This is a genomic window from Variovorax terrae (genome assembly GCF_022809125.1).
Classification (GTDB): domain Bacteria; phylum Pseudomonadota; class Gammaproteobacteria; order Burkholderiales; family Burkholderiaceae_C; genus Variovorax_A; species Variovorax_A terrae.
The window spans coordinates 743,816-770,048 of record NZ_JALGBI010000001.1; the positions used below are offsets into that span (position 1 = coordinate 743,816).

Annotated in this window: 25 protein-coding genes and 1 pseudogene; 15 read left to right on the plus strand and 11 right to left on the minus strand. The window is 63.8% G+C overall.

Features of this window, described 5'->3' with window-relative positions; translation table 11 throughout:
• Positions 1-208: 208 nt before the first annotated feature.
• The 4 genes from MMF98_RS03425 to MMF98_RS03440 all read right to left on the minus strand — a co-directional run bounded on the left by MMF98_RS03425 (position 209) and on the right by MMF98_RS03440 (position 4,110).
• Positions 209-1,183, minus strand: a complete 975-nt coding sequence (locus tag MMF98_RS03425; protein ID WP_243304337.1) for a Bug family tripartite tricarboxylate transporter substrate binding protein — start codon at positions 1,181-1,183, stop codon at positions 209-211.
• 99 nt (positions 1,184-1,282) lie between these two features.
• Complete coding sequence (locus tag MMF98_RS03430; protein WP_243304339.1) at positions 1,283-2,434, minus strand: CaiB/BaiF CoA transferase family protein; 1,152 nt, start codon at positions 2,432-2,434, stop codon at positions 1,283-1,285.
• Positions 2,434-3,204 (minus strand): enoyl-CoA hydratase/isomerase family protein, encoded by a 771-nt coding sequence (locus MMF98_RS03435; protein WP_243304341.1) that lies wholly within the window; start codon positions 3,202-3,204, stop codon positions 2,434-2,436. Before MMF98_RS03435 ends, MMF98_RS03430 begins: the two co-directional genes overlap by 1 nt.
• A 27-nt stretch (positions 3,205-3,231) precedes the next feature.
• Positions 3,232-4,110 carry an HpcH/HpaI aldolase/citrate lyase family protein gene (locus MMF98_RS03440; protein ID WP_243304343.1) on the minus strand — a complete coding sequence of 293 codons (879 nt, stop codon included), beginning with the start codon at positions 4,108-4,110 and terminating at the stop codon, positions 3,232-3,234.
• Between the two features lie 106 nt (positions 4,111-4,216).
• On the opposite strand from MMF98_RS03440, the gene MMF98_RS03445 reads away from it, so the two are divergent.
• The 5 genes and pseudogenes from MMF98_RS03445 to MMF98_RS03465 form a co-directional block, all read left to right on the plus strand.
• Positions 4,217-5,236: a LysR family transcriptional regulator gene (locus MMF98_RS03445; protein WP_243304344.1), complete on the plus strand. Its 1,020-nt coding sequence runs from the start codon at positions 4,217-4,219 to the stop codon at positions 5,234-5,236.
• Between the two features lie 525 nt (positions 5,237-5,761).
• On the plus strand, positions 5,762-6,664 hold the full coding sequence (locus MMF98_RS03450) for a glutamate ABC transporter substrate-binding protein (RefSeq protein WP_243304346.1): 903 nt from the start codon (positions 5,762-5,764) through the stop codon (positions 6,662-6,664).
• A gap of 3 nt (positions 6,665-6,667) precedes the next feature.
• Positions 6,668-7,330 (plus strand): amino acid ABC transporter permease, encoded by a 663-nt coding sequence (locus MMF98_RS03455; RefSeq protein WP_243304348.1) that lies wholly within the window; start codon positions 6,668-6,670, stop codon positions 7,328-7,330.
• The gene (locus MMF98_RS03460) at positions 7,327-8,127 is read left to right on the plus strand and encodes an amino acid ABC transporter permease (RefSeq protein ID WP_243304350.1); all 801 of its coding nucleotides are present in this window, start codon (positions 7,327-7,329) and stop codon (positions 8,125-8,127) included. The genes MMF98_RS03455 and MMF98_RS03460 overlap by 4 nt, the downstream gene beginning before the upstream one ends.
• A gap of 208 nt (positions 8,128-8,335) precedes the next feature.
• Positions 8,336-8,581 (plus strand): annotated as a pseudogene (locus tag MMF98_RS03465) (integrase); the annotation flags it as partial.
• A gap of 79 nt (positions 8,582-8,660) precedes the next feature.
• Here the strand turns inward: MMF98_RS03465 and MMF98_RS03470 are convergent.
• Entirely contained in the window at positions 8,661-9,695 is a 1,035-nt protein-coding gene (locus MMF98_RS03470) for a LacI family DNA-binding transcriptional regulator (RefSeq protein ID WP_243304352.1), read from the minus strand.
• 237 nt (positions 9,696-9,932) lie between these two features.
• Between MMF98_RS03470 and MMF98_RS03475 the strand changes: the two genes are divergently transcribed.
• From MMF98_RS03475 to MMF98_RS03505, 7 genes are all read left to right on the plus strand, one after another.
• The gene (locus tag MMF98_RS03475) at positions 9,933-10,988 is read left to right on the plus strand and encodes an alpha/beta fold hydrolase (protein ID WP_243304354.1); all 1,056 of its coding nucleotides are present in this window, start codon (positions 9,933-9,935) and stop codon (positions 10,986-10,988) included.
• Between the two features lie 45 nt (positions 10,989-11,033).
• A complete protein-coding gene (locus MMF98_RS03480) occupies positions 11,034-11,834 on the plus strand; it encodes an ABC transporter ATP-binding protein (protein ID WP_243304356.1) in 801 nt (266 codons plus the stop codon).
• Positions 11,831-12,691, plus strand: coding sequence for an ABC transporter permease (locus tag MMF98_RS03485; RefSeq protein WP_243304359.1), 861 nt, complete (start codon positions 11,831-11,833; stop codon positions 12,689-12,691). Before MMF98_RS03480 ends, MMF98_RS03485 begins: the two co-directional genes overlap by 4 nt.
• A gap of 87 nt (positions 12,692-12,778) precedes the next feature.
• Positions 12,779-13,954 carry an ABC transporter substrate-binding protein gene (locus MMF98_RS03490; protein ID WP_243304360.1) on the plus strand — a complete coding sequence of 392 codons (1,176 nt, stop codon included), beginning with the start codon at positions 12,779-12,781 and terminating at the stop codon, positions 13,952-13,954.
• Between the two features lie 104 nt (positions 13,955-14,058).
• Positions 14,059-14,688 carry a dihydroxyacetone kinase subunit DhaL gene (gene dhaL / locus MMF98_RS03495; protein ID WP_243304362.1) on the plus strand — a complete coding sequence of 210 codons (630 nt, stop codon included), beginning with the start codon at positions 14,059-14,061 and terminating at the stop codon, positions 14,686-14,688.
• Positions 14,689-14,702: 14 nt separating this feature from the next.
• On the plus strand, positions 14,703-15,689 hold the full coding sequence (gene dhaK / locus MMF98_RS03500; protein WP_243304364.1) for a dihydroxyacetone kinase subunit DhaK: 987 nt from the start codon (positions 14,703-14,705) through the stop codon (positions 15,687-15,689).
• A 54-nt stretch (positions 15,690-15,743) separates the two neighbouring features.
• Positions 15,744-16,922 carry an ABC transporter substrate-binding protein gene (locus tag MMF98_RS03505; protein WP_243304366.1) on the plus strand — a complete coding sequence of 393 codons (1,179 nt, stop codon included), beginning with the start codon at positions 15,744-15,746 and terminating at the stop codon, positions 16,920-16,922.
• A 299-nt stretch (positions 16,923-17,221) separates the two neighbouring features.
• Here MMF98_RS03505 and MMF98_RS03510 read toward each other — a convergent pair whose 3' ends face one another.
• The 5 genes from MMF98_RS03510 to metC form a co-directional block, all read right to left on the minus strand.
• The gene (locus MMF98_RS03510) at positions 17,222-18,373 is read right to left on the minus strand and encodes a M20 aminoacylase family protein (protein WP_423837610.1); all 1,152 of its coding nucleotides are present in this window, start codon (positions 18,371-18,373) and stop codon (positions 17,222-17,224) included.
• Positions 18,374-18,496: 123 nt separating this feature from the next.
• Entirely contained in the window at positions 18,497-19,231 is a 735-nt protein-coding gene (locus tag MMF98_RS03515; RefSeq protein ID WP_243304370.1) for an enoyl-CoA hydratase/isomerase family protein, read from the minus strand.
• Positions 19,228-21,348, minus strand: coding sequence for an acetate--CoA ligase family protein (locus tag MMF98_RS03520; protein ID WP_243304372.1), 2,121 nt, complete (start codon positions 21,346-21,348; stop codon positions 19,228-19,230). Before MMF98_RS03520 ends, MMF98_RS03515 begins: the two co-directional genes overlap by 4 nt.
• A gap of 14 nt (positions 21,349-21,362) precedes the next feature.
• Positions 21,363-22,352 carry a Bug family tripartite tricarboxylate transporter substrate binding protein gene (locus tag MMF98_RS03525; RefSeq protein WP_243304373.1) on the minus strand — a complete coding sequence of 330 codons (990 nt, stop codon included), beginning with the start codon at positions 22,350-22,352 and terminating at the stop codon, positions 21,363-21,365.
• Between the two features lie 103 nt (positions 22,353-22,455).
• Positions 22,456-23,655, minus strand: coding sequence for a cystathionine beta-lyase (metC, locus tag MMF98_RS03530; RefSeq protein WP_243304375.1), 1,200 nt, complete (start codon positions 23,653-23,655; stop codon positions 22,456-22,458).
• A 125-nt stretch (positions 23,656-23,780) separates the two neighbouring features.
• Between metC and MMF98_RS03535 the strand changes: the two genes are divergently transcribed.
• The gene (locus tag MMF98_RS03535) at positions 23,781-24,239 is read left to right on the plus strand and encodes an Lrp/AsnC family transcriptional regulator (RefSeq protein WP_243304376.1); all 459 of its coding nucleotides are present in this window, start codon (positions 23,781-23,783) and stop codon (positions 24,237-24,239) included.
• A 39-nt stretch (positions 24,240-24,278) separates the two neighbouring features.
• Here MMF98_RS03535 and MMF98_RS03540 read toward each other — a convergent pair whose 3' ends face one another.
• The gene (locus MMF98_RS03540) at positions 24,279-24,902 is read right to left on the minus strand and encodes a helix-turn-helix domain-containing protein (protein WP_341481285.1); all 624 of its coding nucleotides are present in this window, start codon (positions 24,900-24,902) and stop codon (positions 24,279-24,281) included.
• A gap of 344 nt (positions 24,903-25,246) precedes the next feature.
• Here MMF98_RS03540 and MMF98_RS03545 point away from each other — a divergent pair, with 344 nt between their 5' ends.
• Together MMF98_RS03545 and MMF98_RS03550 are read left to right on the plus strand one after the other, a co-directional pair.
• Entirely contained in the window at positions 25,247-25,513 is a 267-nt protein-coding gene (locus MMF98_RS03545) for a WYL domain-containing protein (protein WP_243304378.1), read from the plus strand.
• Between the two features lie 56 nt (positions 25,514-25,569).
• A complete protein-coding gene (locus MMF98_RS03550; protein ID WP_243304380.1) occupies positions 25,570-26,229 on the plus strand; it encodes a DUF1345 domain-containing protein in 660 nt (219 codons plus the stop codon).
• Positions 26,230-26,233: the final 4 nt, after the last annotated feature.

Below are 26,233 nucleotides of genomic sequence, written 5' to 3' on the forward strand. Positions count from 1 at the left end.
AAACCGGCCCTCACCAATGACAGCTTGTGGCCGGCTGTTGCCATTCGGCGCATGGGCAATTCCTTAGAACGCTTTATTGTCGTTAGCTGGCCTGGCTGGCAAGTGATGGCTCTTGACCCGGAGCGGACGTCCTCACGGCCAGCTATCCCCCTTTCTGGCCAAGGCTGACCATGACGCCAAGCGGAGTCAGCTGGCCGCAACTATGAGATCAATCCGCAGTAGTGATCTTCGCGTCACGAATCAGCTTCCCAAATCGCTGATAGTCGGTCTCCAACCGCTTAGCCATCACGTCGGGCGACCCGCCCACGGGAACATAGCCCAGTTCGCTGAACCGCACCCTTACCTCCGGCGTCTGGAGGATCTTGTTCACTTCGGTATTGATACGTCGCACGGCCGCTTGCGGAACGCCCATAGGATACAGAAGTCCGATCCACACGCTGAGATCAAAGCCCGGGACGCCGCTCTCGGCCACGGTGGGCACATCCGGCATGCCGGAGAAACGCTTCGCCGTAGAGATGGCAAGAATCTTTAGCTTGCCGGACTTCACATGAGGCATGACAGGCCCGAACGAGCTGAATGTCAAGTCTCCGCGCCCGCCCAGCATGTCAGTGACCGCTTGAGGCATGCCCTTGTAGGGAACATGCAAGAGGTCGATGCTTGCGTTTGCTTTCAGCATTTCCACGGCAAGATGACCCGAAGATCCGTTCCCAGACGACGCTGCCGTGATCTTGCCAGGATTAGCTTTCGCGAACTGAATCAACTCACGCACGCTGTTGATGTTCAGATCGCTGCGTACCACGAGGAGCAAAGGGAGATCCGCTACCAGGCTCACCGGCTGGAAGGCCTTCTGTGCGTCATAGGGCAGTTTCAGCAAGTGGGGGTTGATGGTGAACGGAGGGTCCGAGCCGCCGATCAAGGTGTACCCATCTGGTGCCGAGCTCGCGCCAACTTGTGCGCCGAGCACACCGCCCGCACCAGGGCGGTTGTCGATCACCACGGCCTGCCCGAGCGCCGCAGCGAGTTTGTCGCTAATAGCCCGCATGCCGTTGTCGGCGGCCGCGCCTGCCGCGAACGGCACCACCATCTTGATCTGACGATCGGGCGTCCAACTCGTCTGGGCCGGTGCGCCAGCGGCCATGCCGAATGCGGCCAGCCATACGAGGACTCGGAGAAGTGATTTCATGTAGATGTCTCCTTTAATCTTGGGTATTCGAAGGGGTTGAACGCGGTGAAAAAGGGTTGTAGGCATGTGGGCAAAGTGATGTCTAATGAGTTGTCGGAGTTAAAAGTACTGGGGGTTGTGCTCGCCCAGGGCGGGCGCCTCCAGCGGACTGCCGGGACGCACACCGTTGATAGTGAAGGGTAAGCCGAGGGTCTGTCGGCCCGTGACCGATGATGGGCGCAGCATGCGCAGCGATGCGACCTGAGGTGAGGCGAGTGCCTCGGGGATGGTGTTGAACCGGGTGCAGGGAATCCCTGCTGCACGGAACATCTTTTCCCAATGCTCACGCGTGTGGGTCTTCATCACTTCGGCGATCAGCGGAACCAGCGTGGCCTTGTTGACGATACGCTGGCCATTGGTGGCATACATGGGGTTTGCACACCATTGCGTATGGCCCAGCACTTCGGCCAATCGTGCGAACTGTGCGTCGTTGCCCACCGCCAGGCACACCATGCCGTCCTTCGCGGAGAACGCGTCGTAGGGGACCAGCAGCGGCTGGCCGTTGCCGCGCCGATGGGGTTCGCGTCCTTCATTCAGGTACCCGCTGACGTCGGCCCCGATCCAGTTAATCGCTGTTTCCAACAACGAAAGCTCGACAACGCCACCACGCCCTCCGTTCGCGTCCCGGTACCGCAGGGTGGCCAGCGCTGCGATCACCATCCACATACCCGAGCCAAGATCGACGACCGAAGGCCCAGTACGCAGCGGCGGACCATCCGGAAGCCCGTTGACGCTGGCAAGCCCGCTATAGGCTTGCGCCAATGGCTCGAACCCCGGATCGCGATGCATCGGGCCACTATGACCAAACGCGGCGAGATCGCAGTGGATCAGGCGCGGGAACCGTGCTACCAGGGCCGGCCCATCCAGGCCGAGGGCGTTCAGGGCTCCCGCACGGACGTTGCTGATCACGATGTCGGCCGATTCGATCAACCGCAGCAGCGCATCGCGGCCGGAGGGCGACTTGAAGTCGATGGCGACCGACTTCTTGCCGCGGTTCAAGTCGCGGAAGATGAGCGCGTCGCCCCCGTCAAAGGGTTTCCCCATGCGGCGGCCGTCCTCGCCACGTCCGGGCGGTTCCACCTTCACCACCTCCGCACCGAGGTCGCTCAGGATCATGCCGCCGTACGGCGCTGCTAGAAATTGTCCGAGCTCTACGACGCGGATACCGCGCAACCACCCGGTCTGGCCCTCAACGTCTTGTCGATTGTTCATTACTGGCCTTTGAAGCGCGGCTGACGCCGCTCGGCGAACGCAGCGCGTCCTTCCTTCACGTCATCCGTGGCCAGCAGATGGCGGATCGCCATCTGCTCCAAGCGAAAGCCTGTATTCATGTCCACGTCCATGCTACGCAAGGCCAGTTCCTTCGTGGCCTGCACCGCCAGAGGTCCGTTCTTCGTGATGCGCCGGGCGTAGTGCAAAGCGGTCTCCATCAGCTTTTCGCGCGACACGACCGCATTCACCAAGCCCCAGCGCAGTGCATCCTGAGCGGATATCGGATCACCAGTCAGCAGCAGTTCCATCGCGATGGCGTAGGGCAACTGCTTGATGGGCCGTTGTGTGCCTCCATTCGCAGCCAACAGACCACGACACACTTCCGTGATGGCGAAATCGGCTGTTTCCACGGCGACCCGGATGTCGGTGGCCAACATCAGCGTCATACCGCCGGCCAAACACCGCCCGTTGATTGCGGCGATGACCGGCTTCCAAACCTCCAGCCCGCGGTTGAGCAGTTGGTCTTTCTGTGTAAGCCACAGATCCTGGGGCTGGAAGACCGACTCCAGGTTCTTTAGGTCGGCGCCGGCCGAGAATGTCTTGTCGCCAGCACCGGTGATGATGGCCACCTGAATCTCGGGATCGTCGCGCACGCGCATCCAAGCCTGCGACAGCAGCGCGTAGTGTTCGCCGTCCATGGCGTTGTGCTTTTCCGGACGGTTGATCGTGATGGTACAGATGGCGTCCTTGACTTCAACATCGACCGACATGAAATCTCCTTTTCTACAGATTTGGATTCAGTGGGTGAGGCCGGCGCGCGCCAGCACTTCCCGCGCCTGGCGCAGATGGGGCATGTCCAGCATCTGTCCGTTGAGCCCGACCACGCCGGCTCCCTGGATAGAGAACGCTTCCACCACCCGGCGCGCGTGTGCGACTTCGTCATCGGATGGCGTGAACGTGTCGTTGATGACGGCGACCTGGTCCGGATGAATAGCCAGCTTGGCGGTGAATCCGGCAGTACGGGAGAGCACACATTCGGCACGCAATTTCTCAAGATCCCGGTAATCGGCCGAGATGGTGTCGATCGGCTGCACGCCAGCAGCACGCGCCGTGACGATCGTGATCCCGCGCGCCCACGCGTACAGGCTTTCGAACGATCCGTCGACGTTGCGATTGGTCGTGGCTCCCAAGGCCGCCATCAGGTCGATAGGGCCCCAGGACATGCCTGCCATTCGCGGCACACCCCCGGCGAAGGTATGCGCCTCCAGCAGCGACCGGGGCTCCTCGGTCAGGGTTGGAACAGCCTGAATCAGGCCAACCGGCAGACCCGACTGTGTCTCCAGGGCCGCGACATAGTGATCGAACGCCTGGAGATCCAAGGCCGAGCGCACCTTGGGCACGAGAAAGGCATCCGGCGCTCCTTCGACCACGGCCGCCAAGTCCGCAAGGTGACCCTCATCCTGCACCGGCTTGCAACGCACCCATAGCCGCTGTCGGCGATTGGCTCGTGGCCGCTCCAGCAGGTAGTTGCGAACAAGTTTCCGAGCGACGGTGGACTGGGTGGCCGAGACCGAGTCCTCGAGATCCAGGATCAGCACATCGGCAGCGGTGCTGTCGGCCTTTGAGAGCTTGCGCTCGGCGTCCCCGGGGACGAACAAGAGTGATCGAACAGGCATAGTCACCTTGGTCCTGCTATCTAAATATCTGACATGTGGCAAGTGATTGGGAGCAGAATACCTCTGCATTTATCCATTTGGTTGCAAGATTCCATAAGATAAACAGATGGCTACTACTCTGACTCAGATCAACCATTTCGTCGCGGTGGCGCGGGCCGGTTCGTTCTCGGCCGCGGCGCGCGGACTGGGGGTAGCGCAATCCGCGATCAGCCAATCGGTGGCGACTTTGGAGCGCGAATTGGGCGTGCAGCTCCTCGCGCGCACATCACGCAGCTGCAAGTTGACCAAGCTGGGCGAAGAGTTCCTGGAGGATGCGGCCCGCGCTGTCCAGGACCTGGAGGCCGCAACCCAGCGCGTGCGGCGCGCGGCGCACCTCGGGAAACACCGGCTCGTGCTCGGCCTGACAGGTGGCATCAGCGGCTTGGTGACAGAGCGGCTATTGAGCGTCACCGAAGAGGAGCGGCAACTGGACCTCACCATCATGGAGAGCTCCGTCGGCCGCTTGCGCGAACTGCTCTTAGAGGGCCGCATCGACTGTGCATTGACCTACGGCGTTTCGGACGAGGACATGCAGCTAAAGGCACGGCACGTCGCCTATGAGCCCATGCATCTGCTCGCCAACCCGCGGATCATGCAGCGCTTTTTGCGGCCCGGTCCCGTAGATTTACAGCAGGTGGCGCGGTTTCCTCTCTTCCTGCCCAGTATCGCGCGAGAGGCAGGCGCAGGACAGTTGCTCGCGCGCGAAGCTGAAAAGCTCGAGATCCGCTTGGACCTGCGATATGAGCTGCAGTCCACCTCGATCATCCGTCGACTGCTGATGCAGGAAGACTTGGCTACGGTGATCGGCCTAGGAACGGTGATTGACGATGTGGCATCAGGTGAGCTGATGGCGCGCGTCGTGGAGCAGAAGGCCTTCTCACGCAGGGTGTGCCTGGCCATGGTCTCATCTCGCGCATTCGGAACCGCGGAGAGTCGCCTTCTGGAGCGCATTCTGGAGATTACTGAGGACTTCCTGCTGCCCTGCGGCATCTGGCATCGCGGGCCAGAAAACTTCACACCCCCCTCCCTCGAACTGTTTCGCCAGCGCCGCCAAAAGATCACCTTGCGTTCGCGCGGTCTGGCTTGAACCACGACCGCGCCAGGCCAATCCGAACCGCATCGAACACCTCTTTAATGCCGCAGTGAATCGACATGTGGTCAAGAAGAATGAACACGGCATGGGGCTCGCCCAGACGTCCGCGTCTGACCAGTAGTGTGAGTACACGGAAGCATCAGGAAGCTGGCATCCCGGTGCACGAACTGGCCGGGGAAAGTCAGCTGTTAGTGAGATCCGCCAACTAGCGCTACCGGCCAGGAGCCGCCAGACCGCCTGCTGGCTTGTCCGTCCGCTTCAGACTGATTTCAGATATTCGGGCTTGACGCCAGAATGTCCGTGAGTTGCTATTCACCAGTCCTTGGCCGAGTCAGGCCTCGAATGAACGCTTGGCAAGGCAGGGAACAGTTCCAAAACGCCAAACCGTGGCGGCGGGGTTCCCATGAACGGCAGGATGGCTGCATCGCGTGTACAACGGTGGACTGACCGGACGGGCTGCTCGCGCATTCCATAATTGCTATATATTGATTTACGTAACACACCATTCAAGAGGACTGCATGTCGATCACATCCATTCTGAAATTCACCGTGGTGGCATTGGTGACCGTCACCGGTGGGTCGCTTTTCGCACAGGGTACGCCCATCAATACAGCGGCGTTTGACGCGCTGGTTGCACAGGGCCCCGTCGCCAGCGCTGCGACCATCGCATCGAGCACCTGGGCCAGCAAGATCAAGCAGGCCGGCACGCTGCGCCTCGGCGGGACGCAAACCTCGAATCTTTTCTCGCTGCTCAACGAGAAGGACGGCAAGATCCGCGGCTTCGACGCAGGTCTGGCCCAACTCATCACTCGCTACATCCTGGGCGATGGGGCCAAATACCAGTTCACGCAGGTGACCTCGGCCACGCGCGAGCAGGTGCTCATCAACGATCAGGTGGACATGGTGTTCGCCACCTACTCCATCACCCCCGCCCGCGCCGAGAAGATCTCGTTCGCAGGGCCTTACTACACTTCGCAGGCCGGGGTGCTGGTCAAGGCGAACAACCAGACGATCCAGTCGTACAACGATCTGGCCGGCAAGAAGGTCGCCACGCAGGCTGGCTCCACGGGGCCCGCGATACTGGCGCAGTACGCGCCCAAGGGTGTCGTACAAGAGTTCCAGACGCACCAGGAAGCCCTCGACGCACTGCGCCAGGGACGTGTGGATGCCTACGTGACCGACTACACGCTGCTACTCAACGCCCTGAGCCTCGGAATCGGCGACGCGAAGCTGGCGGGCGCACCCTTTGGTGCGCAGGACCCCTACGGCGTTGGACTGACCAAGGGTTCGGACGGCGTGGCCTTCATCAATGCCTTCCTGAAGAAGCTGGAAGCCGACGGCACCTGGGCCAAACTTTGGACAATTTCCATCGGACAGCGCACCGGCAGCACAGCCGTTCCGACGCCGCCCGCCCTCCCGTAACCAATGGGCAGCGTCTCCAGGCTCCTGGCCGACTATGGGCCTGCCTTCGGGCAGGCCCTTTTTCTGACATGGAAGCTCACGGTCGTGTCGTTCGTGCCCGGCTTCTTGCTGGGCATGGTCGTGACGGTGCTCCGGCTCTTCCCGCTGCGGCCCCTCCGCTTCTTTCTGACCGGTTACGTCGAGATCTTCCGCAACATTCCCAGCGCTGCGCTGCTGATCTTCATCGTGTTCGCGCTGCCCGATCTCCAGGTCCTGATCGACTATGAGCCCGCCGTGATCCTGACGTTGACGCTGGTCTGCTCCGCGTTCACGGCGGACTACCTGCGCTCGGGTATCAACACCATCGACGACGGCCAAATTGAGGCTGCACTCAGCCTGGGCATGCGGCCGATGCGCATTATCTCTGCGGTGGTATTGCCGCAGGCGCTGCGCGCGGTGGTGCAGCCGATGACCTCGCTGCTCATTGCGCTGATGTTATCGACCTCGTTGGCGTCGCAGGTGCCGTTTCCGGGTCGGGAGCTCACCGCGCTCGTGTCCAAGATCGCCAACGACTCCGCAGCCGGCATGGCCGCATTCGCGGTGGCCGCCGCGATGTACGTGGCGACTGGGTTGCTCATCGCCTGGGCTGGCGCCACCTTGGAAAAGAAGGTGCGGATACTGCGATGAGCCGCCCTCTGGAAGACATTCTGTTTGGTGCTCCAAGCCCGCAGGCCCAGACCGTCATACGGGTGGTGAGCGTGATCGCAGCGGCCGTGCTGCTCCTGCTGGCTGCGGGTATCGTGTTCCGGTTCCATTCCGCAGGGCAGCTCGACGCCCGATTCTGGGAATTCTTCGCTTGGCCGACGACCTGGGCCTTCCTGGGCAGAGGCCTGCTCGGCACGCTGGCCTCGGCGGCAATGGCCGCCGTTATCGCACTGGCCCTCGGGTTGGTGCTGTTGGTGGGGCGTCTGGCGCGGCCGCGGCTCGTGCGTTGGCCGAGCATCGCGGTCATCGAGTTCCTGCGTGGCACGCCGACGCTGCTGCTCATCTATGTGTGTTTTCTGGTGCTTCCGTCGGTCGGGATGAAGCTGAGCACCTACTGGATGTTGACGTTGCCCATCGGCCTTAGCACCGCCGCGGTGGTGGCCGAGGTCTACCGCGCGGGCGTGCTCGCCGTTCCCCGCGGCCAGACCGATGCTGCGCGAAGTCTGGGGCTGACCGAAGCCCAGGTTTTCTTCTTCGTCGTCTTTCCCCAGGCCCTTCGCTACATTGTCCCGGCACTGGTCGCGCAACTGGTCATCGTGGTCAAGGACACCACCTTCGGTTACGTCGTCACCTATGGTGAACTCATGCAGAACGCCAAGGTGCTCATCGCCAATTACCACTCGCTGGTGCCCGTATACCTCGTTGTAGCTGCGCTTTACTGCCTCGTGAATTACGCGATATCAAGGGCGAGCAAACGGCTCGGTCGGCCGATGCATTGACCATCACCAGGCTGCTCACGTGTCGGTGACGCGGCGCTCTGGCAAAGGAAAAAGGTGCAGGTCCGATGGCGGCCGGGGCTGGGCTTCCCTGAGATTCGCCGCAAGCTGACTTTGGTCGGCAGGGTTATCAAGCCGTAAGTCGGCTTCCTGACGAGGCCTCGGACTCACACTGATGGCGAGGAGTGTGAATCCATCGGCGCGCCCGGAACTGCACGAACCAGCGCTCTTCAACCTTGGCATCGACAGCAAGCTGCACGGATGCGACCTCATGGCCTTCAAGGTCTAGGACGTGTGCCACGGAAACCAGATGGCTACGCGCGCCATCGTCATGCAGCACAAGACTCAGCGCCCGGTGCAGTTCGAGATCACGCAGGCCAGACTGAATCCGGAGGATTTCCTCTTTCCCAGCCGGCTTCACGACTCACCTCACCTGGGAACCCGACAGTACATGCGCGCGCGACGGACACGTGCTCGTCTTGCTTTTTTGGCTGCACCCAATGGGCTCATCGGGAAAAACCGTTGGCGTCTTCCTTTCAAGCCAGGTTTTCTTGCGTCACGATCTCAACGCGAGGGTTGTGGAAGGTGGCGAGGGCGCCGCGAACTCCGTCATCCAGCGCGCGCAGGGTGCGGGCGGCGGCTGATACCGAAGGGTAGATGTCCTGGTGCAGGACAAAGTCCACGCTGTTGTTAGCCAATAGCGAGCGATGAATCTCAACAAGCTCATGTACGGCGAAGAGCGCCTTGCCTGAATAGCCTTTCTCAGACAGAGCGCGCGCAATGCCGAAGCTCCCCGCTCCGACGCTGTAGGCCGAGAACATCGCGTCCGAAGAATCTGCCGGCGGCAGGCATTCCAGCGCGTACCGATAGGCCTCCTCCTCAGACTCCGGGAGCTCCAGGAACCTCTGTATCTGGACGCTCGGGAATCGCTCCTCCATCAACTGGGCATATCCGATGCGCCGATCGATCTCCGCGGCGTACCTCGTGGCCGGCGAGAACAAGGCTGTTTTGCCCGCTTGGTATCGATTGAGCCGCAGTCCCAGAAGCAATGCCGCCGTGCGGCCCGCAGCTCGGTTGTCCGTTCCCAAAAAGGCCGCGCGCCTGGAACCCGCAACATCGGAAAACAGCGTGACGACATGCACGCCTGCCTGGACGAGTTCGTTGATGGCCAGCTTCACGGGCGGGACATCCGGCGCCAGGATGGCCAAGCCGTCATAGTCGCTCAACTTGGCCACCTCTTCGGCGAATGCGCTGGCGTCGTGCGGAGGAAGCCGCATCGTCACCTCGGTGATGTGCTGGTGCCTGAACTCACCCGCACTTTGCGCGATCACGCGGTCCACTGCATCGAAGAAGGCCTGGCGGGTGTTGGGCAGCACGAAGCCAAACCGGTAGCGCGCCGCGGACTTCGGCCGGCCCGGCGTGGACGCGACGCCGCCCAGGCTTTCCAGCACCTCCTTCACGCGGCGCGTGGTTGCCGGGTTCACGCCGCCACGGTCGTTCAGCACGCGATCCACGGTGGCGGTGCTGACGCCCGCGGCCTTGGCTATCTCTGAGATCTTGACGGGATTCATGCTGATTGGGTTTTCACGTCCCTTAAACAACTCAACCCTTATTTTGCCTCAGGCGCATCGCTTCTCTCTAAATCCAATTGAGAGAGGCATGGATGAGGGTTTTCCATGATGGTATTAATTGATGTGTTTTAAGAAACTACATCAATCACATCAAGAAAGAACAGGAGACATCATGCGCCACAACGCGCCGGCAAGCCCGACCCGGTCCAGCCCATCCATCGCAGCCAAGGCATGCCCATGATTCCCAACGACTTCTATTCACCGTCCGTGCACGGGACCTATGCACTCTACGAACTCGGCGACCTGCTGCTGGAGGAGGGGGAAACGCTGCGCTCCTGCAAGCTCGCCTACCGCACGCATGGAATGCTCAACGCGGCGAAGGACAACGCCGTCCTGGTGACCACCTGGTTCTCGGGCACGGGCAAGGTCATGGAAGATGTCTACGTCGGTGCCGGCCATGCGCTGGATCCGGCCAAGTACTTCATCGTGATCGTGGACCAGATCGGCAGTGGTCTCTCGAGCTCGCCGCACAACACCCCTTCGCCGCAGAACATGGCGAACTTCCCCAAGGTGCGGATCGGGGATGACGTGGTGGCGCAGCACCAACTTCTGACCAGGGAATTCGGGATCAAGCGACTTGCGCTTGCTTTCGGCGGTTCCATGGGCGGACAGCAGATCTATGAGTGGGCCGTGCGGTATCCCGAGATGGTTCAACGCGCTGCCGTGCTGGCCGCCACGGCCCGCAACACCTTCCACGATTTCATGTTCACCGAAACACTGATCGAATCAGTCACGTCGGACCCCGCCTGGAAGAACGGCTGGTACGCACGTAGCGAAGACGTGAGGGACGGTCTCAGCCGCCTGGCGAAGATCTTCGCCGTGATGGGCTGGAGCACCGAGTTCTACGAAAAGAAGCGCTGGAACACGTTGCTGGGGATGTCTTCGGAGCGCGACTTCATCAACGGTGTGATGCGCGCCTACTTCGCTCCCATGGACGCCAACGACCTCCTGTGCAAGGCCTGGAAATGGCAACGCGGCGACGTGTCGCGCCACACCGGCGGCGACCTCGCGGCCGCCCTGGGCCGGATCAGGGCGAAGGTCTACACCATGCCGATCAGCCACGACATGTTTTTCCCACCGCGCGACTGCGAAGCGGAATCGCGGCTGATCCCGAACGGAGAGCTCCGCGTGATCGACTCGATCGAGGGGCATATGGCGCTCAACGGATTCGACCCGGCCTACACCGCACAGGTCGACGCTCACCAGCGCGAACTACTCGCCTTCAACGCCTGAAGAAAGCGCTCGGATTTCAACCCACAGCACTACAAGAGGGCGCAATTGCCTAAGCACAACGAAAAGCTCGTCATCGACCGAGCGACCAAATACTACGAGACGGGAACAGGGCGAGTCCACGCGCTCGACAACGTCTCCATCGCAATCAGGGACCACGAATTTGTCTCGCTGGTGGGGCCGTCTGGGTGCGGCAAGACAACGTTGCTGTGGTCGATGGCAGGGCTGCACGATCTGACAAGCGGCGAGATCCGATTGGACGGTACCCCGATCCACGGGCCGCATCCCGACATCGGCATGGTGTTCCAGGACGCCAATCTGCTGCCGTGGCGCAACATCCAGCGCAATCTCGCCTTCCCGTTCGAGATCAGCGGCAAAAGCGCCAATGAAGACCGCATCCTTCAGTTGATGGAGCGCGTCGGCCTGGGCGGCTTCGGCAACAAGATGCCCCGGGAACTCTCTGGCGGCATGCAACAGCGAGCGTCCATCGTGCGCGCACTGTCCTTCGATCCATCGGTCCTTCTCATGGACGAGCCTTTCGGTGCGCTCGATGCATTCACCCGGGACGAGATGAATCTGCTGGTCGAAGAGATCTGGATGGAGACCAGGAAGATGATCGTCTTCATCACCCACAGCATTCCGGAAGCCGTCTTTCTCTCGGACAAGGTGCATGTCCTGAGTGCACGCCCCGGGCGTCTTGCAAGGACTTTCACGATCCCGTTCCCAAGGCCCCGTCCGCTGGAAATCATGGAAACGCGCGAGTTCTTCGACGTGGTGAACACGATCAAGGCCGACATCCAGCACCAACCCAAGACGAGCAACCAGGCGCTCGCAGGAGCCTACCCATGACAGACAAAGTATTGGGCGACAGAATTCCCGAATTCGGAAAGAAGGCCGATGCAGGCAAGGGCGAGGCCTCCATGGCCAACCTGTCGGGCCTGTCCGGCGGCATCAGCATCCAGTCGGCCCGGGAGCTGGTGGCCATCGTCGCGGTCGCCGTGCTCATTGTCGGCGGGCTGGAGTTCCTGCTCAGGCTGTTCGACGTGCCCGCATATATCATGCCGACCCCGTCCTCGATCGCCGGCGTGTTCGTCTCCAGCGAAGTTCCGGTGATCGCCACCCACTTCGGCCACACGTTGCTGGAGCTGTTCGTCGGCTACGCGATCGGCGCCAGCATCGGGATGCTTCTCGCCGCGATCATCACGCAGTTCCCCTTTGCCGAGAAGATCGTTGCGCCCTACATCCTTCTGCTGGTCACCACGCCGATGCTGGCGCTGGTGCCCTTGCTGATCCTCAATTTCGGCTTCGGCTACGCCCCGCGCATCATCGCCGTGGCCCTGGCATCCGGTCCGATGGTGATGATCAACTCGGCAACCGGCTTGCGCCGCATCGATTTTGGCAAGATCGCATTGGCCAGGTCGTACGGCGCCTCGACTCTGCAGATCTTCACCAGGATCAGGCTGCCCATGGCCATGCCCATGGTCATCGTGGGTCTCATGATCGGCGCCATTTTCGGCTTGATCACCGCCGTCGGCGCTGAAATGGCAGGAGGCGGATTCGGCCTCGGCAGCCGCCTGACGACGTACTCGTCGGTGATCCGGATGCCCGAGTTCTTCGCATGCATCCTGATCCTGGCCTTGCTGGGAATTTTGATCTATCTGTTCTTCTTCTGGCTGGGCAAGCGCCTGGCGGGCTGGGAGAGCTAGCGATTGCGGCAGCGGACTGCTGCGCCGCGGTGCAGTCCCGAGAGCTCATGCCTTCGTGCGGTTTTCATCCAAGTAAGAGGAGCATCAATGAATCATGCCTTTCACGGGGCAGGGCTGTCCCGTCGCCATTTTCTGCAGGTCAGTGCCTCCGGCGCTGTGACGTCCACCATCCTGGGTGGTTCGATCATGGGCGGCGGAGCCGCACAGGCCGCGCCCTACAAGGGCTCGCACACCTGGATCTCGCCGCGAGGCACCATCGAGGTCATGGACGACTACCCGTACTGGGTGGCCAGGAAGATGGGGTACTTCGGTGACCTGGGCGTCGAGACCCGGATGGAAGCCGGCCCTTCCGACGGCACCGCCGTGGTGAAATTCCTGGCGGTGAACCAGGCCGACGTCGGCTTTCCCTCTCCCGGCGTCCTGTCGTTTGCCATCAACAACCGGATGGATCTGGTTTCGGTGTATGGCAGCGGCAATCTGGATCTGTTCAATATCGCCTTTCGCAAGGGCCAGGGGGTCAAGGATCTGAAGCAGCTCGCCGGCAAGACCGTGCTGCTCGGCTCCGCCGCCTGGCAGTCCATCGCGGACCCCATGTTCGCGGCGGTCGGCGTCGACCCGAAGAGCATCAAGTATGTCGAGGCGGGGTGGCCCACGTGGACCAAGGCATTGCAGAGTGGCCAAGGTGACGCGGCACTGACCTGGGAAGGCCTGCGCGCCGACCTCGAAGCCAAGGGACTGCGCTTCGACTACTGGCTGGGCATGCGCGGATCCCCGCTGCCGTCCAACTCGCTCGTCGTGCGCCGGGCCGACATCCTGGACCCCGACCGCAAGGCATTCCTGCAGAAGTACCTGCGCGGCTGGGCCATGGGCTCCGAATTCGCCGACCGCAATCCGCGCGCGGCGGCGCAGATCGTGTTCGAAGCGTTGCCGCAGACCCGGCAGAACTACGGCCCCCGTTATGGCACCGAAAGCCTGTTGCAGATCCACCGCACCTTCAAGGGCGACATGGCCAAGCGCAAGGGCTGGGGTGAACATGACCTACCGGCTTGGGACAGGTTTTTCCGCATCCTGAAGACCATCGGCCAGTCGTCGATCGACATCGATACGCGCAAGTATGTGTTGAACGACTTCATCGCCGATGCGAATGCCTTCAGCAAGGCCAAGGTGCATGCCGACGCCGACACGTTCCCGCTCTCGGCAGAGATGAAGGCCGTGGACATGGCAGAGATGGAGAAGGCCTTCTACGCCAGCGTCATCAACTAACCCGGGGCAAGGTGGCGGGAACGGCGGCGGTGCCCCGTTTTCGCCGCCAGGCAGCCTCTACCTTGAATCATTTGTCAGCGTCGCCCGCAGGAAATAGGCCCATCATGAATAGCTCGCTCATCGTCGACAGCCTGGAAGCTGTGCACGCTTCGATCCTGGAGAACGAAGCAGATATCGAATCCCTCGACCGCGCCATTGGAGATGGTGATCACTACCTGAATATCCGCCGAGGCTGCACCACGCTCATGGCGATGCGCGCGGAGCTGGGGCGCATGCTGCCGTCGGTGGCGCTGCAGGCGATGGGCATGAAGCTTTTGTCGACCATTGGCGGAGCCTCGGGTCCGCTGATCTCCAGTTTCTTCACGGCCATGGGCGCATCCCTCAGCGGCAAGCCGGAGCCGGCGCGCCAGGACATTGCGGAGGCCTTTGCGGCAGGCGTGGACGCCATCAAGCGACGCGGCAAGGCCGACGTCGGCGAAAAGACGATGCTGGATGTCCTGATACCTGTTTCGCGGCTGCTGACCAAGCTTGTCTCCGAGGATATGCCGCTGGACGAGATATGCCGGCAGCTCAACGCCGAGGCGACCCGGAACATGGTCGCGACCCGTGACATGATCGCGACCAAAGGCCGGGCATACTCGTTGGGCGAGCGAGCGCTGGGCCACATCGATCCTGGGTGCAAGACGTGTGAAGTCATCATCGCCGCCGTCACTGCCACCACGCTTTCACAGTGAGCAAGGAGACCGCCATGAAAAAATTCCTGAACGAAACCGACAGCATGCTGCAAGAGGCGTTGGCGGGAATGGCTTGCGCACACGCCGGCATCCTCCAGGTGCACATGGATCCCACCTATGTATGCCGGGCGGCCCCGTCGCGGCGGCCCAAAGTCGCCCTGCTGTCCGGCGGTGGATCGGGCCATGAACCGTTGCACGTGGGCTTCGTGGGCCAGGGCATGCTCGATGCGGCATGCCCGGGACAGATCTTCACATCGCCCACGCCTGACCAGATGATTGCCGCCGCCACCGCCGTCGAAACCGGCAAGGGCGTGTTGCTGATCGTCAAGAACTACGCGGGCGACCTGATGAATTTCGAGATGGCCAGCGAGATGTTGGAGGTCGAGAACGAGACGGTGCTCGTCAACGACGATGTGGCCGTCGACAATTCGACCCACACCACCGGCAGACGGGGCGTGGCAGGCACCCTGATGGTGGAGAAGATGGTGGGCGCTGCCGCGGAGGCGGGCGCCGATCTGCAGCAGTGCAAAGAGCTGGGCGACCGGGTGAACAAGGCGACCGCATCCATGGGGATTGCGTTCACCAGTTGCACGGTCCCCGCGGCGGGCCGGGAAACTTTCGACATCGGCGCGGATGAGATGGAAGTTGGCGTGGGCATTCATGGCGAGCCAGGCCGGCGCCGGGAGCGCCTGCAGCGGGCCGATGTCATCGTGGACGAACTCCTCACGGCGATCATTCGCGATCTCAACCCGTGCGCGGGATCGGAAGTGCTGCTGCACGTGAACGGATTCGGCGCAACGCCTCTGATGGAGCTCTACCTCCTGCAGCATCGCGCGGAGGCCCAGCTTCGGTCGCTGGGTTTCAAGCCCGCGCGGTTCCTGGTCGGCAATTACACGACTTCACTCGAAATGGCGGGTGCGTCCCTGACGGTGACGGTGCTCGATTCGGAGCTGAAGCAGTTGTGGGATGCGCCTGTGCACACAGCCGCTCTCCGCTGGTAGGCGGTGGCCGGGCCGCCGCAGATGGCACGCAGTTTTCCAGTCAAGGAGCCAGGTATGGCCTCTGCACGCCGGGTGAATACTCCGAAGGCCGAAAAAAATACGATAACCAGACGCAGCTTGCTGGCTGCAGCAGGACTGGCCGCCGTCGCTCCAGCGCGGCCTCAATCGGCTGTGGCGCCCGTCAAGACCATTCGTCTTGGCCAATCGCTGCCCATGACGGGGCCGCACGCCCTCCTTGCCACTTCCTATCGCCAGTCTGCGGCAGCCGCTTTCAAGGAAGCCAATGAGCGGCCCCAGATGCGCGAATTGCGGTATGAGCTTGTTTCGCTGGACGACGGCGGCGATCCTGAACAGACGAGGGCCAATGTCAGGCATCTTGTCGCCGGGCAAGGCGCCCACGTCTTGTTCGGCTTTGGCGGGGAGGGTGCCAACCGGGCGGGTGCGATGGCTGCCGAGGCTTTCGGCATGCCCTACATCGCACCTGTTTCGGGTGCGGTTGAGTTGCGGTCATCGCGTCGGCCGGGCGCTTTTGTCTTTCGTGCAAGCCACTCAGACGAGATTCGCTACATCGCGCGACATGCCGAGACAATTGGCTTGTCTCGTCTGGCCCTGGTGTATGAATCGACCTTCCTGGGTTTGGAGATGCGCAGCGCCATGCTCGATCTTCTGGAGGGAGCCCGGCGTGAAAATGCCGTGCTGACCTCGATCGACACCGCAGGCAGCGAGTACACCGTGCCGGGCGCAGTGGCCACGCTGATGCAAAGCAACCCGCATGCTGTCGTTCTGGGAAGCAACGACGTCGCGTCAGCATCCTTCGTGCGTGCTCTTCGCGCCGCAGGCTGGAAGGGCTACTTGTACGCTTTGTCCAGCGTTGGGAGCCAGGGATTGGCAGAGCGGCTGGGAAGTCTCGTCACGGGTATCTCGGTGACGCAAGTCGTGCCATTGCCGAATACCGATGCGCTCAAGGTCTGCCTCGACCACCGAGCCTTCTGTGCGCGCAACGGGATTGCGCCGACCTTCCACACCATGGAGGCTTGGATCGGTGCGACTATGTTCGTGGAAGCTACAAGGAGCCTTCGGAGCACTCAATCCACCGAGATCGCCAAGGCGTTGCGTGCTGCGCGCGAGCATGATTTTGGCGGGTATGTCGGGCGATGGTTCGAGTCCCGACCCAATCCGCTGGCCCAGGTCAGCTTGACCGTGTACGACAGGGATGGGCGGCTAAGAACCTGAGCTGAGGATGCAGCCGCTAGGCAGTTTTCCGCGAGGTGGCAGAAGATTTCCTACCTGCTTGGGAACGCGAAGTCACAAATCTCAGGATTTTTCCGACGGTTTGCTGTGGCCACGCGCTGCGCCGGTAATCCGCAGGCTTCTCTGTTCACCAAGCTCAACAAATCCGAGCTACTCCAATGTCGGTTTCGCCAATCATCTGGCTTCATGAGTCGCCAGCGAAATTGATCGTTGGTGTGAGCCTGATCCATTGGCGCAGCCAGGCTGCCGGGAACTCAAATCAGCAGAGCCTGGTTTTCACCTCAAGAGGGCGCCAGGCACGCCTCAGCCAGCCGAACCCAGTACGTGGCCCCCAGAGGCAGGATCTCGTCGTTGAAGTCGTAGCTGGCGTTGTGCAGCGTGCAGGGGCCGGCGCCGTGCCCGACGGCGCGGTGGTCGCCGAGCCCGTTGCCGATGAAGCCGTAGCAGCCCGGTACGGCCTCGAGCATGAACGCGAAGTCTTCGGCGGTCATCGCGGGTTCCTGGTCCAGCACGTTCGCCTCGCCGACGATGCCGCCCATCACGCGGCGCGCCAGTTCGGCCGGCGCCTGATGATTGACAGTCGGTGGGTAGGTGCGGATGAATTCGAACTCACACTCGATGCCGAAGGCCTGGCAGGTATGCTGCGCCACTTCCCGCATGCGCTGTTCGACCAGGTCCAGCACGCGGGTTGAAAACGTGCGCACGGTCCCGGTCAGTTCGCAGGTGTCGGGCACCACGTTGGTGGCTTCGCCGGCGTGCACATTCGTCACGGACAGCACGGCCGCATCGAGGGGCTTCTTGTTGCGGGTGAGGATGGTCTGAAAGGCCATGATCATCTGGGCCGCGACCGGCACCGGGTCCAGTCCCAGGTGCGGCAGCGCCGCATGGCATCCCTTGCCGCGGATGACGATCCGGAAGGTGCTGTAGGACGCCATCACCGGCCCCGGACTCATCGCGAACTGGCCCGCCGCGAGGCCGGGCCAGTTGTGCATGCCGTAGACGGCCTCCATCGGAAAGCGCTCGAAAAGCCCATCCCGGATCATGGCGGCGCCACCGCCGCCGCCTTCCTCGGCCGGCTGAAAGATCAGGTAGACCGTGCCGTCGAAGTTCCGTTCGCGCGCCAGGTGCTGCGCCGCTGCCAGCAGCATGGCCGTGTGCCCGTCGTGGCCACAGGCATGCATCTTCCCGGGGTGCCTGGACGCGTGGGGAAAGGTGTTCTGCTCCTGCATCGGCAGGGCGTCCATGTCGGCGCGCAGCCCGATCGCGCGGTTCGAGGTGCCGGCCCGCACGATGCCCACCACGCCGGTCTGGCCCAGGCCCCGGTGCACCGGGATGCCCCAATCGGTCAGGCGCCCGGCCACCAGCTCGGCGGTCAGGACCTCTTCGTAGCACAGCTCGGGGCGGGCGTGCAGGTCGCGGCGCAGCCGGGCCATGACGGGGCCCGCCTCCACGATGGCCTCGATCAGCTGGGCCTGCTGGAGCGCCGTGGCGCCGCCGTCCGCGTTGGGTTGCTTGTCGTTCATGTCGTCGATGTCTTCATTGCGTTCACGAGCGGCTCAGCGGCCCTGGAAGTCCGGTTTGCGCTTTTCGCGGAAGGCATTCACGCCTTCCTGGTAGTCCTCGCTCTGGACCAGGCGGGTCAGGTAGCCCATTTCCGGGTAGGCGATCTCAGCCGGCGACTTCGGCAGCGTCTCCAGCGTGGCGCGCTTGATGGTCTGCAGCACCAGCGGCGCGTAGCCGGCCAGCCGGTCGGCCATCTCCATCGCCGTCTCGAGCTGCCGTCCTTTTTCCGTCACCCGGTTGATCAGGCCCACGTCGTAGGCACGGCGGGCCGGCAGGGGATCGCCCAGCATCAGGAACTCCAGCGCCACCTTGTGCGGGATGCGGGACACCAGGCTGGCGGTGATGCCGCCAAACAGGCCGAGCTTGGCCTCGGGGAACATGAACTGGGTGGTGTCGTCGGCCACGCACAGGTCGCTCATCATTGTGAGCGTGAAGCCGGCCCCCACCACCCAGCCCGACACGGCCGTGATCAGCGGCTTGTCGAGTTTGACGCCGACGTTGGGCACGCCCTTCCAGGCCTCCTTGGAGGCATCCGTCACATCCACCCCGGCGCAGAAATGGTCGCCGTCGGCCGCCAGCACGGCCACGCGCTCCTGGCTGCCGGCGAAGCGCGTCCAGGCCTCGTGCAGCAGGGCGCTCATCTCCGTGTTGAGCGCATTGCGCCGTTCGCTGCGGCGCAGCGTGATCAGCGCTACATGGCCCCGGGTTTCATAGGTCACCAAACTCATGCTTTTTCCTTCCAGACGGCTCGTGCGTCCGCCACAACGATTGAATTGCCACGCACCATGACGGGGTTCGCTTCGCACTCGGCGAGCTGCTCTCCCAATTGCACGGCCAACTGGCCCATGCGGTGGATCAGATCCACCAGCCGCTCCAGATCGGCTGGCTCGCGCCCGCGGAAGCCCGTGAGCAGCGGATAGAGCCGCAGGCCGGCCAAGGCTTCGGCAATGGCCGGGCGGCTGGCGGAGGCCGGCAGCAAGGCCGTGTCGCGCTGCAGCTCGACCAGCGTGCCGCCAAACCCGAACATCAGCATCGGGCCGAACTGCGCATCCCAGTGCGTGCCGACCAGCAGCTCGGCATCTGCCTGAGCCATCTGCTGCACCAGGCAGCCGTCGAACGTGGCGCCGGGGACTGGTGCCAATGCGGCCTGGAGCGCGCCGAAGTTCTGCCGGACCGCGGCCTCGTCCCGCACATTCAGCACCACGCCTCCGATGTCGCTCTTGTGGCTGACCTGGGCCGACATGAGCTTCATCACCACCGGGAAGCCGATGGCCCGGGCCGCGCTCGCTGCCTCGTCCGCAGACCGGGCCACCTGGCCCGCCGTGACCGGAATCCCGGCGGCCGCGAACAGCTGCTTGGTCTGGTATTCGGACATCAGGCCCACGGGCAGGCCGGAGGCCATCGCCGCCACGGCGGGCACCGCAGGGGCGGGCGCTTCCAGAAGAGGAACGCCGGCCCGCTGCTCGAACGCCAGGCGGTTGGCCAGGTAGCGGGTGGCTTCGCGGATCGACTCGAACCGGACCATGCCCGCCGCGCGCAGCACGTCGGTGGCCTCGCTGCCGCAACTGCTGGCCGCGTTCACGAACACCACCGGCTTGCCGCACAGCTGGCTCGCGGCCATGACGGTGCGCGCCGCGCCCACCATGTCGGGCTGCGTGGTCATCACGAAGATACCTGCGCCGATGCCCGGGTCGGCCATCATGCCGACGATCACCTCCTGCAGCCATTGCGCATTCGTGCCCCGGTGCGATGCGGGAACCGCGCCCAGGTCGAACGGCAGATGGGCGCAGCTCTCCGGCATCAGGGGCGCCAGGGCCTGCACCGTGCCGGGTGAGAGCGTGGCCGTCTCCAAGCCGGCTTCGTCCACCAGATCGGATGCCACCGCGCCGCCGCCGCCCGAGCCCGAGAACACGGCGATTGACCGGCCCGTGGGCGGCGGCAGGCTGGTCCAGGCCACGGCCTGCATCACGAGCTCGAGGAAGTCATCGACCACGACGGCGGACTCGTAGCGCACGGCCGCCTCGAACGCCTGATAGGCGCCCGCCATGCTGGCCGTGTGCGACTGCACCGCCCGCTTGCCCGAGTCCGTGCGGCCGGCCTTGACCAGCAGGACCGGCTTGCCCGCCGCACGCGCCTGGCGCAGCAGGCCGATGAAACGCTGCGGACTCTTCACCCCCTCGATGTACAGCGAGATGACCCGCGTCTGCGGATCGGAGATCGCGTACTCCAGGAAGTCGCAGACTTCGAGGTCCGCCTGGTTGCCGAGCGAGACGCAGAAGCTGAAGCCCGCTCCGAGGTCGTAGGCGCGCGCGAGCATGGCGCCCGCCAGGGCGCCGCTCTGGCTGATCAGGGCGATGCTGCCCTTGTGCAGCACCGGGTTGCGCATGAGCGCCTGGGCATTGAGCAGGCACAGGTTCGCGTGGCTGTGGAAGTAGCCCATGCAGTTGGGGCCGATGATGCGGATGCCGGCACGGCGCGCGATGTCCACCAGCGTGTCCTGCAGCTTCTGGCCGGCTTCGCCCGACTCGGCGAACTGCGAGGTCACCATCAGGATGGCCTTGACGCCGGCGCGCGCGCAGTCCTCGAAGGCCTCGATGGCGCGTTCATGGGGAACCGCCAGCAGCGCCACGTCCACGGGCTGCCCGATGGCCGTCACCGAAGGGAAGGCCGGCAGCGACTGCACCACCGGGCTGCGCGGGTTGACCGGGAAGATCTTTCCGGGGAATTCGAATTTCTTCAGCAGGGCCAGCATGCTGCCGCCCCACTTGGCGAGGTCGTCCGAGGCGCCGAGGATGGCCACGGAACCGGGATTCAGGATGGTGTCGATGGGAGAGGGTGTTGTCATGAGGTCTGCTTTTTTCATTCCACCTTGATGCCGGCTTCCTTGATGATGCTTCCGTAGGACGTGTAATCCTCGTCCCACACTTTCTTGAATTCCTTCGGTCCCAGGAAGGCCGGGCTGATGGTGATCGGCCGCATCCTGTCGATGACCTCGGGGCTCTTGAGCGCCTTCTCGAATTCGCTCGCGAGTTTGTCGACGACTTCGGGCGGCGTGCCCTTGGGGGCGAAGGCGCCGAACCAGGTGCCGCCCTTGTTCACCTGCGGCACGCGCAGCTCGCCCAGGGCCGGTGCCTCGGGGTAGTCGGCCAGGCGCTTGTCGTCGAAGACGGCCAGCAGCTTGGCCTTGCCCTGCTTGGCGTACGACAGCATGGTCAGGTCGTTGGCGATGTCGAGGCGGCCCGCGATCAGGTCGCTGACCATGTCGGCGGCGCCCTTGTAGGGGATGTGGTTCAGCTTGATGCCCCAGCCGCGCTGCAGGATCTCTCCCGACACATGGCCCTGCGAGCCGATGCCGGACGAGCCATAGCTGAGCTTGCCCGGGTGGGCCTTGGCGTAGGCGATGAACTCCTCCACGTTCTTGACGGGCACCTGGTTGCCCACGATCAGGACGCCCTTGAACTCGCTCAGGCGCGCCACCGCGACCAGGTCCTTCTGCGGGTCGTAGGGCAGCTTGCGCAGGTGGGGCGTGAGGGCCATGATGCCGACGGGGCCGACGAACAGCGTGTAGCCGTCGGGCGCCGCGGAGGCCGCGGCCTGCGCGGCAATCGCCGCGCCCGCGCCGGGGCGGTTGTCGATCACGAACGACTGGCCGGTCGACTTCTGCATCTCCTGGGCGATCACCCGCAGCACCACCTCCATGCCGCCGCCGGCCGGGAACGGATACATGATCCGCACCGGCTTGGACGGAAAGCTGTCGGCGGCCCACACGGTGCCCGCAGCCGTCATGGACGCGACGGCGGCCGCTCCGACCAGCATGTGCGACAGCGTCTTGAGGAATTTACGTTTCATGCGTTTGTCTCCTGCAACAAAAAAAGGGGGATTCTCGGTGAAAGCCTGGGAGCTTGCGGCGAGGGCGCGGCTTACCCTTGGCGTGGAAAGTGCGGCAACGCCATCACAGATGCAGGGCCATGCCATCCAGCGCGTTCAGCATGTCGCGGATCAGGTCGTCGCAGGACTCCAGCCCGGCGTGGATGCGGATCAGCGGGCCTTCGTGCGCCCAGGGCCGCACCGTGCGCGTGGGGCGGTCCATGGGGAGCGCCAGGCTTTCATACCCGCCCCATGACAGGCCGATGCCAAACAGCTCCAGGCGCTCGAAGAAGGCCCGTAGGGCCGGGCGCCCGACGGGCTGCAGCACCATGGCGAACAGCCCGCTCGCGCCCGAGAAGTCGCGCCGCCACAAGGCATGGCCCGGGTCCGTGGGCAGCGCCGGGTGCAGCACCTGGGCCACCAGCGGGTGCTGCTGCAGGGCCTCGGCCAGCGCCAGGCCATTCGCTCCATGCTGGCGCAGCCGCACCGACAGGCTGCGCAGCCCGCGCAGCGCCAGGTAGAGGTCGTCGGGGCCGGCGGTCTGCCCGAAGTCATGGGCGGCGCGCTGCAGCAGCGGCCAGGCGCGTTCGTTCGCGGTGGCGGCGCCGAGCAGGGCATCCGAGTGGCCCACGATGTACTTGGTCGCGGCCTGGATCGAAACGTCCACGCCATGCTCGAACGGCTTGAAGTACAGCGGCGTGGCCCAGGTGTTGTCCATCATGACGATCGCATCGACGCGATGGGCCTGCGCCGCGATGGCCGCGACATCCTGCACTTCGAAGCTGGCCGAGCCGGGCGACTCCACGAACACGACCCGGGTGTTCGGCCGCAACTGCTGGCGGATCTGCGCGCCGGCGTGCGGGTCGAAGAATTCCACGGCGATGCCGAGCCGTGACAGCACCTGCGTGGCAAAGGCCCGCGTGGGGCCGTAGACGCTGTCGCTCAGCAGCACATGGTCGCCGCTGCCAACCATGGCCATCAGGCTGTGCGTGCAGGCCGACAGGCCCGAGGGAAACACGATGGCGCGGTGGCCGCCTTCGAGCTGGGCCAGCGCCGACTCGAAGGCCCGGGTGGTGGGCGTGCCAAAACGGCCGTACGACGCCATCGGGTTGTCGGGCGTCTTGCGCGATTCCCATTCGTCCAGGTTGCTCGAAAGAATCGTGGAGCCGCGAAAGACCGGCGTGTTGACCATGCCGCCGTGCGACACGGAGTCGCGGCCGGCATGAACCAGCATCGTTTCGGATTGGAGAGGGCGGTCGATGGCCGTGGAGGAAGGGGCTTGCATTCGTCCCAGTGTAGGGTGGCGGCTGGAAATGCTTATTCCAAATTCGTGCGGCTATTCCATGAAAATTGGAATAAATTTCTAATGATCGATAAATATGCAAATGCCGTTTGCAATAATCACGGGAAATGGACAAGATCGACAAGCACATCCTGGCCCTGCTGCAGGAGGACGCCGCCCTGGCGATCAATGACATCGCCGAGCAGGTCGGGTTGTCGGCGACACCCTGCTGGCGGCGCATCCAGAACCTGGAGAAAGAGGGCTTCATCCAGCGCCGCGTGGCCCTGCTCGACCCCGAGAAGCTCAACGTCGGCGTCACGGTCTTCGTCTCGGTCAAGACCAGCCAGCACAACGAAAAGTGGTTCAAGCATTTCGCGAGCGTGGTGTCGACGATTCCCCAGATCGTGGAGTTCTATCGCATGAGCGGAGACACCGACTACCTGCTGCGCGTGGTCGTGCCCGACATCAAGGCCTTCGACCGGGTCTACCGGCGGCTCATCCGCGATGTCGAGCTGTCCGATGTCAGCTCCAGCTTTGCGATGGAGCAGATCAAGTACACGACGGCGCTGCCGCTGGACTATGCCTGAGCAGTGGCACCGGGCCTGTGGGCCCGGCGCGGGCAGGGCTCAGCCCGCCAGCTCGCTGAGCCGGGCTGCGGCGGCGCGCTTGCCCAGGCCCCTGAGCGATGCGATGGCCGGCATCTGGCTGGCACGGGGCCGGGTCTTGCCGTCTTCCCATTTGTAGACGGACTGCCCGGACACGCCCAGCAAGGCGCCCATCTCGGCGGCCGACAGGCCGAGCCGCTGGCGCTGGGTGGCGAGCCCCTTCGCGCTGAACCGGATGACGCTTGCCGGCTGTTCAGTGGTGGCCGCGGCTGTTCTTTTCTCGGCCGCCTTGCGCAGGCGCGCGACCTGCTGCTCCAGCGCCTGGACGCGGCGCTTCAGGGCGGCAATATCGGTGCGGTGCTGAACGGAGGCCTTCTTGAGCTTCTGGGTTTCGCTGCGCACTTCCTTGCGTGCCACCCGTGCGATTTCTTCTTTGAGGGCTGCTGCGACATTGGACATGGTTCTGGTCTTCTCGGTTCTTGGGCAAACAGGATCGTCCACCGCGGGCACATCGCTCATGGGCCGTGCCGGATGCCGGCGGGCGAGCGCATGGTCAGCGTTCATCTTAATCCCAGGCCGTGGCGCTGCCGGCAACGCGCCGTCGAAATCCGGATGGCCCTGACGCGGCAAGGGCTGTCGCTTCAAGGGCACGCGGCGCACTCCATTCCGCGAAGTAGTTCACATATGACTTTGGGGGCCGCCCTCCAGACGTCCGGGCCGGCCTTTGTGTGACTAAAGTTGTCTGTTGCACTTATTTACAAAAAGGAGGAGTCGCCATGGACAGCACAGTCGGAACTGCCGGCTGCTCCCTCTGCATCGGGTGGTTCCGCCCCCGGTGTGCTGGTCGCGCACCCGGCCGCCTGCTGCTGGCGGCATCCGGCGGCTAGCCCCATGGACCGCGCCCTCCGTTCTGCGGGCAGTGTCCGGCCCGGCACGTTGCCGGCCGGCGCCCCGCGTGCGGAACGCGCATCGCGTGCAAAGGCCGCCCGATGAACATCGCCGTGGCCGTCCGCAACCGCCATCTCCTGACTTTTCGCTACATGGGGGCTTACCACACGGTCAAGCCCCATACCTATGGGGTTGACGCGCGCGGCGAGTTCATGCTTCGCGCCCTCGAGGTCGACGGCCGGTGGCGGCTGTTCCACGTCAGCGAAATGAGCGACATCACGGTGCAGCCCACGCGCTTCACCGGGGTCCATCCGCAGCACCGCATCAACGACAAGTATTTCGTGGACATCATCGCGCAGCTCTACTGAGCCCTTGCCGCGCCCGCAGGCCGGCGATGTGCCGTTCCGCGCCACAATCGGGCCTCATGCGCAAACACTTTTCCGAGACCACCGGCCCGCAGCGCCTGATCTACGGCCTGGCCGTGGGGGCGGCCACCGTGGCGCTGCCCTGGCCGCTGGCGTTGCCCACGCGCGGCCTGCTGGCTTGGTGCCTGGGGGCGGCGGTCTACCTGGTGCTGGCCTGGTGGCTGGCCGTGGAGTTCGACGCCGAGCGCACCCGGCACCGGGTGCGGGCCCAGGACCAGCGCGCCCTGGTGCTGTTCATGGTCATGGTGGTGGCGGTGCTGGCCAGCGTGGCGGCCATCGCCCTGATGCTGCAGCAGGTCAAGGGGCTGTCGGGCGCCCAGCGGTCCGCCCACATCGTGCTGTCGATGCTGGCGCTGGCCTGTTCGTGGCTGCTGATCCAGGCCATCTTCGCGTTCCGCTACGCGCACCGCTACTACCGCGACGATCCGCCCGGCCGCGCCGTCGGCAGCGGGCTGGAGTTTCCCGGCGGGCAGAACCCCGACTACTTCGATTTCATGTACTACTCCCACGTGGTGGGTATGACCTCGCAGGTGTCCGACGTGCAGATCACCTCGCGCGAGATGCGCCGCCTCACGCTGGTCCACAGCGTGCTGGCCTTCGGCTTCAACATGCTGGTGCTGGCCCTGAGCATCAACGTGGTGGCCGGCGCGATGCAGTAGGCGC